This window comes from Algoriphagus aquimarinus, from assembly GCF_007997215.1.
GTDB lineage: Bacteria > Bacteroidota > Bacteroidia > Cytophagales > Cyclobacteriaceae > Algoriphagus > Algoriphagus aquimarinus_A.
In genome coordinates this window covers 123,297-136,253 of the sequence record NZ_VORW01000008.1, presented here as the reverse complement: position 1 = coordinate 136,253, position 12,957 = coordinate 123,297, and the positions used below count along the sequence as shown (strand labels likewise).

Here is a 12,957-nt window from a genome sequence, read left to right as displayed (position 1 = left end):
AGTGAATAACTTATCTTGGGAAGTTGAAATTGAATTTTCAAAATAAACCATTTTCTCCAAGACTACTAATTCACCTTATGCCTATCCATACTATACTCGGTGCCAACGGCAACATTGCCAAAGTTGTATCTGCTGAACTCAACAAGTCAGGAATACAGGTACGCCAATTTAGCCGGAAGCCTCAAAAAGTGAATGATAAAGATCAACTCTTCTCAGGAGATTTATTGGATGCAGCTGCTGTATCTGAGGCGGTGAAAGGAGCTGAAGTCGTTTTCCTATTAGCGGGAATCCAGTACAAAACTGCTATTTGGGAAAGAGACTGGCCAAAAATCATGAGAAATACGCTGGATGCCTGCATAACCCATGGAGCAAAATTGGTTTTCTTCGACAACATGTACGCGTGTGATCCTGCGCATATTGGACATCTCACTGAAGAAACTCCTTTGAAACCTGAAAGCAGAAAAGGCAAAGTGAGAAAGCAGATTTTGGACATGCTTTGGACAGAGGTAAAAGCTAAAAAACTCACTGCTTTAGTAGCTCGTGCTCCTGATTTTTATGGACCTAATGCCAGCAATTCCTTTCTAAACGAAATAGTAATCAAGCGAATGATAGCAGGTAAAGGTGCACATTGGCTGTATTCAGCAGATAAAAAACATTCATTCATATACATCCCTGATGCCGGGAAAGCTACAGCCTTTCTTGCGCTACAAGATGATGCATGGAATCAAACCTGGAATCTCCCTACTGATTCTTCTTACCCTACGGGAAAAGAAATCGTGGAAATGGTCAATCATCAGCTAGGCACCCAGCTCAATATCCAAGTGATGCCAGCCTGGCTTGTCTCTACTTTGGGGATTTTCATGCCTGTAATGAAAGAAATTATTGAGCTTCGCTATCAGTCAGATTCAGACTATTGCTTTGACTCCTCCAAGATTGAAAAAGCCTATGGTCTCAAACCAACATTGATGAAAGAGGGATTGAGAGTTTGTCTAAAAAGCTGAGGTTATTATAGACTGGTACTGCGTGAGTATTTATTACCGCAAGGAGATTTCTGGTGAAAGGAATGAAGAAGCATCATATGATACCTGTTTTTTTCCAAATCATAGCAATTAAAAAGTCACTTGCTCGATTTTCAGAGTCGTAGATTACAAACTAATTTTCAGCCAGAAACCACAACTAAAAGATTTTAATCTATACCCGAATCAACTCATGAACCCGCTCACGGAGCGTCGGTACCACTTCTTCTTCAAACCAAGGATTTCTCCTCCTCCACATCAGATTACGTGGAGAGGGATGCACTAGCGGGATATACTCTGGTAAGTACAATTCAAAATTCCTTACCGTTTCAGTTAGCGTTTTCTTTCGGCGCTCACCCAAATAGAACTTCTGTGCATACTGCCCAATAAGTAATGTCAATTTCACCTCAGGCATCTGATTCATCATTTTCTGATGCCAAGTAGGGGCACACTCAGGCCTTGGCGGCATATCTCCACCTTTTCCCTTACCCGGATAGCAAAAGCCCATGGGCATAATCCCAAAAATTTCCGGATTATAAAACACATCCCTATCCACTCCTAACCATCGTCTTAATTCATCTCCGCTTGGGTCATTCCAGGGAATACCTGTAGCATGGACTTTTGTGCCGGGAGCTTGACCTATCACCAGAATCTTACTTGTAGGACGTATAGAAAATACTGGACGGGGACCTAGCGGCAGGAATGATTCACATAATCGACAAGCCTTTGCTTCAGTTACTAATTTCTCAAAACTATCCATCAGCCGATATTTTATTGATTTTACTACTCATTTTGAATGAAAAAAAAGAAGGAAATAAAAAGCATAACCATTTTTATCCTGAAATAATGGTAAATTAATAAGCTATTCACCTGAACTACAACTCATTAATTTAAACATGTTGGTGTTAATTTTAGTTAAATCCATCTAACCCCCCTAGTTCGTACTTAGTAAAATATCTTTCAACCACTCACAAGCAAATGCCATGAAAAATACTTACTTACTTTTCACCCTCCTTATTTTTATTTGTGTGGGATGCTTTTCTTCCAAAGATTATGTCACTGACTATGACTACAATTATCAAGCTTCTTTCAAAAAGTATAAAACATTCGCCTTTGTAGTTCCTACTGAAAAAGACACCAGCATGATATCTCCGGTATTAAGCGCTACAATCGGCGCTAGATTGGGTTCTCAAGGTTTCAGAGAACAAGATTCAAAACCTGATTTATTGGTGAGTTATAAAATCTTCATGGATTCTATTCGTTATCGTGGATACGTACAACCGGAGTTTGACTATTGGCTGAAGCGCGTAGGAACAGTGCCTGAAACGGAAGAAGGTGAGCTAGACAAGGATCAGGAAAAAGACGAGACTTACAATCAAGTACGATATACTCAAAACCAGGGAATGCTCGTGATCTATGTGATCGATAGTAAAAGAGGAAATACAATTTGGCAAGGCTATACTGCTGCCAATTTTGATTCAGATTCTCCAAACTTTCAATCTGACGTTACTAGGGCTGCCTATAGAGTTATGAATGAATTTAAAGTCATCAATCGCTTAATGGATTGATGAATATATGTTTCTGAGCAATTAGTTAATCAACCTGTGTAGGTATTCCACAGTTTTTCGAAGAAGTCCCAAATAGATTTTGGGACTTCTTCTTTTTGAAAAATATGCTTCTATTGACTTAAAACGCATGTTATGTGATCATTTGACCCAAAATATTATCGGTTTTCAGTTGTGGCAATAGCTTTGAAATAGTAGATAGAAAGACAAAGAAATCAACTATGAAAAAATCACTAATTATAACCGGACTTTTGAGCGCCACTGTGATGGTGTCATGTGTTTCAAAGAAAAAATACACCGAACTAGAAGGCAATCTTTATAGAACTCAAACTGAACTTGCTACCACTGAGCAAGAAAAAGCTGAGTTGGAAGAGAAAATGCAGATCATCGAGAATAGAGTTGCAGAATACAATTCTAGAATCAACTCACTTCGCGATACCAATGATGCGTTGACCATGCAGAATGATGGCATGTTAAGCATAGAAGGTGCAACCGTAATATCGAAAAACTCTAAGGAGAAAATGAAGCAAACCTTAGCGAATGTGGATCCAGCTTTATTGGCTCAAGCGCAGACTTTGGAAGATTCAGTAAATCTCGCAGTTGAATACAATCTTAAGAAAAATATCACTTCTACTACCGAAGCAGGACAAGAAGATGAGATCGATATCAGTATAGACCAAACCGTCGTAATGATCTCTGTTTCTGATGCGCTACTTTTTAATACAGGTAGTTATAGAATCAACTCAAAAGCAGATCCTTTGCTACAAAAACTTGCTGAGCTAATCAATGCTGAACCAAGCCTACAAGTAATGGTGGAAGGACATACAGATCCAAGAACGATCTCAACAGGAGTAATTCAGGATAACTGGGATCTTTCTGTGAAGAGAGCAACAAGTATTATCAGAAAACTTCAAGAGCAATATAACGTGGCACCAGAGAAAATGATCGCTGCAGGTAGAGCTAGTTACATGCCACTTGTGGATAATGACACTCCTGAAAACATGGCTATCAACAGAAGAACTAGAATCGTTTTGATTCCTGATTTGGATATGTTCTTTGCGATGCTTTAAGATAATAACAACCAACTATTTTAACCACCACAACCGAAAAAGCAGGCTCTAGAGCCTGCTTTTTTTATGTTTTTAGCTTAAGAAACAATGAGTAATTGATAAAAGTCAGTTTGATCGCACATTAACAGGGTTTGTAACCAGCCATCTTAATAACGTGCTAAAAGGTTCTGAATATCTTTTTGAAAATCCCTATATTTTGATAAAAAGATGAGATCAACCCAAAAATCAATTGACAACTTATCATACCAAATCATTGGGGCAGCAATAGAAGTCCATAAGTATTTGGGTCCAGGCCTTTTAGAGAGCATTTATCATAAATGTCTTGCAATCGAATTAGAAACCAAAGACATAAAATTTGCAAGTGAATTAACCATTCCTATTGATTATAAAGGTCACTTTTTAGACACTCAACTTAGGTGCGACTTTTTGGTAGAAAGCCAGGTAGTTGTTGAGATAAAATCTGTATCTGAAATCCTCCCAATTCACCATGCGCAGATCATTAATTATCTAAATTTATTAAAAGCACCGAAGGGAATACTTATCAATTTCAACGTGGTAAATATTTTCCATCATGGTCAAAAGACATTCATCAGTAAGTATTATGAGATACTTGATAGAGAATAGCCTGATAAGAAAATGTAACATATAACTGTTACTCCTTAGTCCTTTTCTTAGGGAAGAGAAAAAATGAAAACCACATAGACACATAGTAAGCATAGCCTAATAATTTAAGAAAATGCTCTGACCCTTTCCTATGAAATCTATGTGGCTATGTGGTTAAAACGAAAATCCTACTTCAACACCTCCAACGTACCCAAAGCATGCTGCATCAATACTTCCTGGAAGAACAAGGTGTAAATAGCCTGAGCTTGATCAGCCTGAGCGCTAACCAGTTGCTGATTGGATGTAGCCAAGTCAACGAAATTGGAAATCCCTAGACGGAAACGCTCGCTGATTGCATTTTGTGCTTCTGCAGCTGCCATTACCTGTATGCCTGTGTTTCCCTCCTTTTTCACAGCGGCCATATAGTTTAGGTAAGCAAGTTTCACGTCTTGGTAGATTTTTCTGTTTACCGATTCATTTTGCAAAATCTGATTTTTATACGCCACTCTACTTCTACTTACATCCAATCTGTTTTGGAAATTATTGAAAATTGGAATTGCTAGGCTAAGACCTAGTGTGTTTTGCGGGTACACCTTCCAAAGTTGATCCTGTAGATTTCTATCATCCAAAGAAGTAAAGAAGGTGTTGTAATTATAAAATGCCCCAAGTCTCGGATAATACATTGCTTTGATCGCCTGCATATCTTTTTTAAAAGAAGTCACCAGAAGCTCCTGCTGTGTACCATCAGCTCGGTTAGCCTGAGCTATATCATACAATTCCGGCATACTCATTCCTTCAAATCTAGCCCCCTCTGACCTAGGATCAACTGACTCCAAAACGGGTACTACTCCTGCTTCCAGCTGCAAATACTCTGACAAATCCCAAATATCATTTTGGTATTGCAGCTCTGCATCTACGACCACCGATTCCAATCTAGCGACTTCAGATTGCTGATTGTATTTGTCCGACATCGTTCTCAAACCCGCTTCCAAAAAGCCTTCGATTTGCCTTAATAGCTCTTGTTGATTCTCAAGGTTCTCCTTAGAAATCCTCACTATCTCCTGATCCAAAAGTACTTGAAGATATCTTCTGGCCACATCAAACATTACTTGCTGAGAAGCTCTATCCAAGCCTTTTCCTCCAGCTTCGTACGCCAACTTAGCGGACTGAGTATCCAAAATTCTTCTGCCAGCATTGAAAATAGGCATACTCATATTCAGTCCTGCATTTACTACTTCATTGGTTACGTTGGTAACGACTATTTCACCTTCTATTTGCTGAAACTGCTGTCCAGACTGCTGAGAAAATGAGGTGTTGATATTTGCATTTGGGAGATGATAAAGAAGAGCTGACTGCTTTTGCAGCTTTAGAACTTCCATATTATTCGCCTGAATTTGATAAGCCACATTGGATGCCAAAGCCAAATCCACCGCTTGACGAAAATTAATTCTCACCGTATCCTGAGCCTGAATCGCACCCGATAACAGTATTGTCCCGATAGCTATCGGGATAAATAGGGTTATAAACTTTTTATACATGTATAATCGCTTCATCTTTTTCTATTTTTCCATCCAGCATATCGATTAATCGAGTGCCGTAATCCGCATTTTCCCGTGCGTGGGTAGCTTGAATAATTGTAGTTCCTTCGCGGTGCAATTCCTGAAAGACTTCCATGATTTCCCTAGCCTGTCCCGAGTGCAAATTCCCAGTAGGCTCATCTGCTAGAAGTACGCGTGGTTTACCCGCTACAGCCCTAGCTATGCCTACTAATTGTTGCTGACCTCCAGATAGTTGTGCTGGGAAAAGATCCTTTTTCGCAACCATGTTAAACCGGTCAAGAAGATCAGCGATAATACTTTTACGCTCAGAAGAAGATACTTTTCTATACAAAAGTGGTGTCTCGATATTCTCATACACCGTCAATTCGTCAATCAAATGGTAAGCTTGGAAAATGTATCCAAACTCGCTTTTGTGAAGTGCTGCACGCTCTCGGTCCTTCATTGATTTGATGCTTCTGTCACCAAAGAGGTACTCCCCAGCGTAATCCTCGTCCAGCAAACCAAGGATATTTAGTAGAGTAGATTTCCCCGCACCACTTGGCCCCATGAGCGTGATGAATTCCCCTTCGTTAATCGTAAGATCTATTCCTTTGAGGATAAATACACGTTGAAATCGTGATTCGATGTATTTATCCAGGTTTTTTAATTCTATCATTTTTAATTGAAATATTTGAAAATTGAAAATACTTGTCCGCCGTGGCGGATTGGAAGATTACCCAACTCTAATTTTTCATTTTAAATTTTATTCACTTTTTAAGGTTTTGGCAGGATTCAGTCTGAACACCTTCCAACTTCTATATCCTATAGTCAAACCTGCTAATAATAATACCAGCATAATGGCTAAAATATAAGGCATAGGTGAGAATTCAACTTTATTGGCAAAGGACTGAAGCCAAGTGTCAGAGAACCAAAGTCCAAATCCAATTGCCAAAACCGAAGCTACTAAGAGCAACTTGAAGAAATCCGAAGCAAGTACAGACACTATATCTTTTTGCGTAGCTCCAAGCACTTTTCGAATACTGATTTCCCGGGTTCTACGAAGAGCTACGTAGGATACCAACCCAAATAATCCCATACAGGCGATGAAGACTGCTATGCCTGAAAACAGCGTAAAGATCACTCCCACTCGCTCTTCAGAGCGATAAAGCTGAGCATATTCCTGATCTATAAATCGGTAATTAAATGGTCGCTCGGGTACAAAATTTTTCCATACTTCTTCCAAAGAAGCAAGTGTAGCACTAGGGTTTCCAGAAGGTATTTTTACCAGCATCACGTTAGCATTTCCCTGGTCTTTAAATATCCCAAGCGGGCCAATATTCTCGTGCATGGAGTTGAAATAAAAATCGCTTACAACAGCCTTAATTCTTGCATCTGAGAAGCCAAAATTCACAATCTTTCCTATCGCCTCTTCAGGTTCCCAGCCCATTTCCTTGATGGCTGATTCATTCAGAATGATAGGGACTATGGCTTTACTTTCATTTGCCTCAGCTCTGGAAATATCATTTTCATTGAGATCAGTACCCGCAAGAATTGCTAGGTTTAATGTTTTTACAATGTCTTCATCGGTGGAATATCCCGTGATCATAAACTCACGCTGATTGTCACCACCTGGAAAAATCTTATATCCTGCTTTGATATGTATAGGCATATCTCCTGCCAGTGCTATGGAAGTAGCTGCGCCGCTTTTCAGCATTTCTGACTTCATAGTCTCGGCTACATTTCGCATGTTGTAGTGATATGTTAGCGCCACAACCTGCTCACGGTCGTATCCCAAACTTACATTTTGCATGTAGTCCAATTGACTTTTCACGATAAAAGTCGCGATCAGCAGTCCAATGGAAACAAAGAACTGGAAAACCACCAGGGATTTTCTAACCCATGCGCCCCCACCCATTTTCGTCTTATTTGCCAATGCTTTGATAGGCTCCATTCCTGACAAAATCAAGGAAGGATACATACCGGCAAGCAAACCTACAATCGCAATCAAGCCAACCATAAAACCAATACCGATGGGGTTCATCAAAGAATCCATACTTAGTGGCACTCCACCAATTGAAGAGAATTTAGGCAAAATCAAATAAAGACACAGCACACTCAACACAGTAGCACCAAAAGTGAGTAACATGGATTCAGATACGAACTGCCCAAATAACTGTCCGCGACCAGCACCCATAGCTTTGCGCAGCCCAACTTCCTTGTTGCGCTCGGTAGCTTCTGCAGTAGCCAAATTCACATAATTGATAATACCAATTGCGATAAGTAGCAAAGCAACTATACCAAATATGTATAAGTACCGAATATCAGTTCCTGGCTTTATGCTGCCAAGAGATTGATCTCCCAAGTGTATTTGACTAACTGGCTGTAAGAAAAAGGCTGTTTTGTAGCCATATTCTGCTAGGTCTTTACCGAGATACTTTTCCTTGATTTGCTCAACTTTATCCTCAAAAGCCGCCACATCTGTACCGGGCTTTAGCTTCACATAAGTATAGTAGTTGCTTGGGGACCATTCCGGTTCAATACCATGTCTGTGAGATTTGAATGATGCTATAAAGTCAAACTCCATATGACTGTTGCTCGGGAAATCCTGCATGACTCCAGACACAGTAAAATCTTTGCCGTCTACTTTCAGGACTTTACCCGAAGCAGATCCAGTATCACCGAAATAGCGCTCTGCGGTACTTTTTGTTAGTACAATTTGATTTGGCTCCGCCAAAACCAAGGCCGGATTACCTGACAACAACTCGAAATCAAATACTTTAAAGTAGTTTTCATCAGCATAGGCAAAGGATTGCTCCTCCTGATTCCCTTCACCAGCATCTATCAGCACAGATGAAAAAATACTAATATCAAAAACCAAGGTACCTGTCTCCACCTCTGGGATTTCCTCGATCAGCGTAGGAATCAGACTGGAGGGTGTAGAGCTGACTAGCTGGCTTTCACCTTGGGAAACAAATTCCTGATTGAATTTGTAGATTCTATCGTAATCAGCATACATTTTATCGTAGCTCCACTCATGCTGTATATACAGGCAAATCGCCAAAAAACTTACAATAGCTATCGTCAACCCAATCAGGTTGATGCCAGTGTACAACTTGCGTTTCCGCAAATTTCGAAAGGATATTTTAAGGTAGTTTTTCCACATGATTGGATAGTTAAATTAGTATTCTCACTTGGGCTACTTCATTATTCATTATTCGACCTTCATCATTAGGCATTATTTCAGGTTCAGTGTCGATAATTCCTTCCTTAATGAATCTACCCTTCGACTTCGCTCAGGGTGACAACTCAAATTTTCAATTCTACATTTTAAATTCAATTCATTCTTTTCCACTTTTATGCCATAAAAAAATGCCTCTGAATTAACTCCAGAGGCATTTTAACATGTATATCAGGTTTGCTTTCTCGAACATTTTTGTTCGCCAGCGCACAAAGGCAATGATCAAGATTCAATTCTCAATGTTCAATATTCAAGTTCAATGTCAAACTGAGCGAAGTCGAAGTGATTACTAATTATGGTCTCGATCCCGATAGCTATCGGGACGCTCGACCTGACAGCATAACCTCAATTCTCAATGATCTATAATCAATGTTCAATTTTCAATAACCAGAGTCTTATTTCTTGTGTCTTGATACTTAAGTCTTAATACTAGAATTTACGATACTTCCCTTTAAGAAATTTATTGGCTTTCTTCTCAGCAAACTTCGCTTTTTTGCTATCCCAGTGTAGTGTCTCGTTAGGGAATCTGCCAGCGATCACGCCAAGTAGGATAGTTTCTGTCAATCTAGATGCATACGAGAATGGCGCCGAAGTCTGGTCTTTGCCCAAGCAGGCATCCACAAACTGGTGGTAATGCTTCTTGCTTTCTCCATCATAATCTTTCACAGGCTTGCCCAACTTGAATGATTCTATGTCCATTTCCACATATTTGCCATCTACGATTTTGCGTGGCAACTGCTGGAAGTGTGGCAATAACAATCTGCCTTTTTCTCCCATAAACATCGCACCTTGATCAGGCAATTCATCTCCATTTGGAAGCATCAAATCTTCATGCGATTCTGGAGCTCCGATTCCATCATACCAAACCCACTTCAGCGATTCTGCAGTATGCTTAGTGCCTGGGAACTCATAAGTCACTATGTTATTAGCAGGGAAGCCAAAACCAGTAGGTTCACGGCATTCATTGATGATCGTGCGAGGCACGTCAAGTTCCAATGCATTATACGGAGTATCAAAAATATGCACACCCATATCTCCAAGTGTACCACAGCCGTAATCCATTATCTTTCTCCAATTTCCAGGATGATAAAAACCTTCCTTGTATGGACGCTCTGAAGCAGTTCCCTGCCATAGGTTCCAGTCAAGGTTTGCAGGAATTGGATCAGATCCTTCTGGCTCAGGCCCATCGTAACCCCAGACTTTTGGAGACCAAGCACGTACGGTATGCACCTTACCGATGATTCCAGACTGGATAAGCAGAGTAGCCAATTTATAATCATAGAAAGAGTGAACCTGGATACCCATCTGAGTTACCAAATTCTTTTCAGTCGCCATCTTGCTCATTTCTCTAGCTTCACTCACATGGTGAGTCAAAGGCTTCTGACAATACACTGGCTTGTTCATTTCCATAGCCATCATAGAGGCAGGCGCATGTGTATGATCTGGAGTAGACACTACCACAGCATCGATTTTATTGCCCATCTCTTTGAGCAATTCTCTATAATCTGAATAGACTTTTGCGTTTGGATGAAGTGCTTTAGCTTTCGCCAGATTCACACTATCCACGTCACAAAGAGCTGTAACATCTACTAATGCATGTGAAGAAATAGCATCCAAATCAGCCATTCCCATACCGCCAAGACCAATATGTGCTGTTCTTAGGCGTTCACCGGCATTTAATCTGGCCAAAAGAGAAGGAGCTAAAGCAGCACCTAAAATCCCTAAACCACTCTTTTTGACAAAGTCTCTACGATCAATACTTTCTATTTTCTTACTCATTTCTTATTGAAGTTATTACTTGGTTGCTGTTAATTCTTTGATACTTATATTTTTAAAACGGACTACATCACCATGACCTAAAAAGCCAATGTGCCCAGAACTGCGCTGTAATCCCGGGTGCTCCTTATGATCCAATGTACCGTTTTTGCTTGCTTCTAGGTAATCTCCATCTAGAATTGTCTCTCCATTCAGGATGATTTTGATGTGTGGATGATTGACAATCACTTCTTGCTTATTCCACTCGCCCACAGGTTTCTGAAACCCACGTTTTGCAGGAATAACGCCATAAACTGAACCGTGGTACTGGTACTCTTCCAGCTCTGCAAATTTATCAGCCGTATTATCCAAAATCTGAAGCTCCTTGCCTACATAAGCTACATCTCCTTCTAGCGGCGCATGAATACCTAGACCATTGTTGGCTCCAGGAGTGAGTTGAAACTCAAAGCGAAGGATAAAGTCTCCATACTCCTTTTCAGTGAATAGATTTCCTCCACCAGTTCCCTTGGGATCAATGACGATCATGCCATCTTCTGCTCTGTACGAAGTTTTATTACCTACCCAACCATCAAGGTTTTCCCCATTGAAAAGTTGGACGAAGCCTTTACCGGAACTGCTTTTTTGCGAACTGCATGAGGCTAGAAGCGTTGCAAGAGCAAAAAGTGCCAGAAAGTAAAAAGAATTTGATTTGGACATGAAAGATTATTTAGAGCGTTTATTGTAATCAATCGATAAAACTGGACTGCAATTTAACGTTTCATGTCAATTTTGGGATAAAAAAACTTAATTAAAAATTTTATTTACTTCTAGGGTTATTTATTGATTTTTTCGGAAAAGATAGTTTGTGAGAAGTGCAATGTATGTAGTACAAAGTACTAAGACTTTCAGAGCTATCAGATAAATGATAGGTAAGAAAAAGAGTATGAAAACGGCACTCCATGTGCTAGATTAAGAATACATCTATGTGTTTGCAAAAATATTCAGCCTAACCTATTGAATTTTAATATTTTAAGAACTAAATTTTATACAGTTTTTAATGAATCTTTTACCTTAAACACAAATTTTTATGGAGAATCTAATCTCTATTGTGATCCCAGAAGCAGACATCATTAAGGTGCGCGGGGACATCCAGGACATCCAAACTACTATGGATCCTTATTTCACATCCCTTACCAAGGGCAGAGCCAAGCGTCTGACCAAGATGGCTGACGGTACGTTGCCGTTCGTAGAGAAGGCAACGGAATTTGCTATTTCCAATCCCCAATTCAATCCGCCTTTTCTAGAGGTAGAGGAAATGAAAAAGGATCTGGATGCATACAAGCAACTCAAACCTTTTATGGTTGCGCTGGAGCAATTGTTGGAGTCCTTTAAATACACGATCAGCTTGACTGGCTCGGAGGCCTATGATCAGGCACGTATTTATTACAATTCTATCAAGTACGCCGCCAAAATGGGAGTACCGGGAGCTCAGGCGATCTATGACGAACTGAGAAAGCGATTTGAACATCAGGGCCCAAAAGAAATGGCAGGATCAGCAGAGTAAGAAGTTGCTTATTACCCAGTAGTAAAAGCCGAGGTCGATTGACTTCGGCTTTTTTTGTAGGCGAGTCCCACTATTCAGAAAGCTCAGAAACCTAGGCCAAGTGCCACTAAGAACCCGAGAGATCTATAAAAAATAGAACTAGATCTAGAAAATCATGATCTATAGCATCACAAACTAGATCTAGATCAACAAAAAGTAGAACTAGATCAACAAATTCATGAGCTAGCGCATCGAAAAGCAGAGCTAGATCAATAAAAACATGAATTAGATCAACAACATCTAGATCTAGATCAGCAAAAAGATGAATTAGATCAACAAAAAATAGATCTAGATCAGGAAACGGATGAAATGTAGGGTCGGTAAAGCTATGGTAGCTTTTAGGGAATTTGGCTAAAGCCACATTCCAATTCCTGCTGGTGTTGGCTGCGTTGCCTCCTGCTTTAGCTGGAGGCAAAAGTGATAGCAAGGTTGTTTTAGGCTTTAGCCAAATTTTTTGTTTCGGAAATGGAATTTCAATTTCCAAAAAATAGAAAAGCGGAGTTACAAACTCCGCTTAGTCAAAAGGCAATACTACACCCAGAAGGGGTTCAACTTGTAAATGGTTAAGA

The 12,957-nt window shown here is 39.9% G+C and carries 12 protein-coding genes; 5 read left to right on the top strand and 7 right to left on the bottom strand.

Translation table 11 applies throughout. The features are described from left to right. Nucleotides 1-77 precede the first annotated feature (77 nt). Complete coding sequence (locus ESV85_RS13275; protein WP_146918362.1) at nucleotides 78-1,001, top strand: NAD-dependent epimerase/dehydratase family protein; 924 nt, start codon at nucleotides 78-80, stop codon at nucleotides 999-1,001. Nucleotides 1,002-1,191: 190 nt separating this feature from the next. On the opposite strand, the gene ESV85_RS13270 is transcribed toward ESV85_RS13275, so the two are convergent. Further along, nucleotides 1,192-1,776: a uracil-DNA glycosylase family protein gene (locus ESV85_RS13270; protein ID WP_146918360.1), complete on the bottom strand. Its 585-nt coding sequence runs from the start codon at nucleotides 1,774-1,776 to the stop codon at nucleotides 1,192-1,194. Between the two features lie 223 nt (nucleotides 1,777-1,999). Between ESV85_RS13270 and ESV85_RS13265 the strand changes: the two genes are divergently transcribed. The 3 genes from ESV85_RS13265 to ESV85_RS13255 all read left to right on the top strand — a co-directional run bounded on the left by ESV85_RS13265 (nucleotide 2,000) and on the right by ESV85_RS13255 (nucleotide 4,275). Next, complete coding sequence (locus tag ESV85_RS13265; RefSeq protein ID WP_146918358.1) at nucleotides 2,000-2,584, top strand: DUF4136 domain-containing protein; 585 nt, start codon at nucleotides 2,000-2,002, stop codon at nucleotides 2,582-2,584. A 218-nt stretch (nucleotides 2,585-2,802) separates the two neighbouring features. Further along, complete coding sequence (locus ESV85_RS13260) at nucleotides 2,803-3,651, top strand: flagellar motor protein MotB (RefSeq protein WP_146918356.1); 849 nt, start codon at nucleotides 2,803-2,805, stop codon at nucleotides 3,649-3,651. Between the two features lie 207 nt (nucleotides 3,652-3,858). Further along, nucleotides 3,859-4,275 carry a GxxExxY protein gene (locus ESV85_RS13255; protein ID WP_146918354.1) on the top strand — a complete coding sequence of 139 codons (417 nt, stop codon included), beginning with the start codon at nucleotides 3,859-3,861 and terminating at the stop codon, nucleotides 4,273-4,275. A gap of 167 nt (nucleotides 4,276-4,442) precedes the next feature. Here the strand turns inward: ESV85_RS13255 and ESV85_RS13250 are convergent, their stop codons facing one another. From ESV85_RS13250 to ESV85_RS13230, 5 genes are all read right to left on the bottom strand, one after another. Further along, complete coding sequence (locus ESV85_RS13250; protein WP_223275997.1) at nucleotides 4,443-5,807, bottom strand: TolC family protein; 1,365 nt, start codon at nucleotides 5,805-5,807, stop codon at nucleotides 4,443-4,445. After that, nucleotides 5,785-6,468, bottom strand: coding sequence for an ABC transporter ATP-binding protein (locus ESV85_RS13245; protein WP_146918352.1), 684 nt, complete (start codon nucleotides 6,466-6,468; stop codon nucleotides 5,785-5,787). Before ESV85_RS13245 ends, ESV85_RS13250 begins: the two co-directional genes overlap by 23 nt. Nucleotides 6,469-6,555: 87 nt before the next feature. Continuing rightward, nucleotides 6,556-8,955, bottom strand: a complete 2,400-nt coding sequence (locus tag ESV85_RS13240; RefSeq protein WP_146918350.1) for an ABC transporter permease — start codon at nucleotides 8,953-8,955, stop codon at nucleotides 6,556-6,558. Nucleotides 8,956-9,459: 504 nt separating this feature from the next. Next, nucleotides 9,460-10,809, bottom strand: a complete 1,350-nt coding sequence (locus ESV85_RS13235; protein WP_146918349.1) for a Gfo/Idh/MocA family protein — start codon at nucleotides 10,807-10,809, stop codon at nucleotides 9,460-9,462. Nucleotides 10,810-10,824: 15 nt separating this feature from the next. Next, nucleotides 10,825-11,502: a DUF1080 domain-containing protein gene (locus ESV85_RS13230; protein WP_146918347.1), complete on the bottom strand. Its 678-nt coding sequence runs from the start codon at nucleotides 11,500-11,502 to the stop codon at nucleotides 10,825-10,827. 370 nt (nucleotides 11,503-11,872) lie between these two features. Here ESV85_RS13230 and ESV85_RS13225 point away from each other — a divergent pair, with 370 nt between their 5' ends. After that, nucleotides 11,873-12,349: a hypothetical protein gene (locus ESV85_RS13225; protein WP_146918345.1), complete on the top strand. Its 477-nt coding sequence runs from the start codon at nucleotides 11,873-11,875 to the stop codon at nucleotides 12,347-12,349. Between the two features lie 106 nt (nucleotides 12,350-12,455). On the opposite strand, the gene ESV85_RS13220 is transcribed toward ESV85_RS13225, so the two are convergent. Beyond that, nucleotides 12,456-12,815 carry a hypothetical protein gene (locus ESV85_RS13220; protein WP_146918343.1) on the bottom strand — a complete coding sequence of 120 codons (360 nt, stop codon included), beginning with the start codon at nucleotides 12,813-12,815 and terminating at the stop codon, nucleotides 12,456-12,458. Nucleotides 12,816-12,957: the final 142 nt, after the last annotated feature.

Bases quoted from the DNA above. Each gene is read 5' to 3' on its own strand.
- ESV85_RS13275 (WP_146918362.1), top strand. From the start codon at position 78: ATGCCTATCCATACTATACTCGGTGCCAACGGCAACATTGCCAAAGTT.
- ESV85_RS13270 (WP_146918360.1), bottom strand. From the start codon at position 1,776: ATGGATAGTTTTGAGAAATTAGTAACTGAAGCAAAGGCTTGTCGATTA.
- ESV85_RS13265 (WP_146918358.1), top strand. From the start codon at position 2,000: ATGAAAAATACTTACTTACTTTTCACCCTCCTTATTTTTATTTGTGTG.
- ESV85_RS13260 (WP_146918356.1), top strand. From the start codon at position 2,803: ATGAAAAAATCACTAATTATAACCGGACTTTTGAGCGCCACTGTGATG.
- ESV85_RS13255 (WP_146918354.1), top strand. From the start codon at position 3,859: ATGAGATCAACCCAAAAATCAATTGACAACTTATCATACCAAATCATT.
- ESV85_RS13250 (WP_223275997.1), bottom strand. From the start codon at position 5,807: ATGAAGCGATTATACATGTATAAAAAGTTTATAACCCTATTTATCCCG.
- ESV85_RS13245 (WP_146918352.1), bottom strand. From the start codon at position 6,468: ATGATAGAATTAAAAAACCTGGATAAATACATCGAATCACGATTTCAA.
- ESV85_RS13240 (WP_146918350.1), bottom strand. From the start codon at position 8,955: ATGTGGAAAAACTACCTTAAAATATCCTTTCGAAATTTGCGGAAACGC.
- ESV85_RS13235 (WP_146918349.1), bottom strand. From the start codon at position 10,809: ATGAGTAAGAAAATAGAAAGTATTGATCGTAGAGACTTTGTCAAAAAG.
- ESV85_RS13230 (WP_146918347.1), bottom strand. From the start codon at position 11,502: ATGTCCAAATCAAATTCTTTTTACTTTCTGGCACTTTTTGCTCTTGCA.
- ESV85_RS13225 (WP_146918345.1), top strand. From the start codon at position 11,873: ATGGAGAATCTAATCTCTATTGTGATCCCAGAAGCAGACATCATTAAG.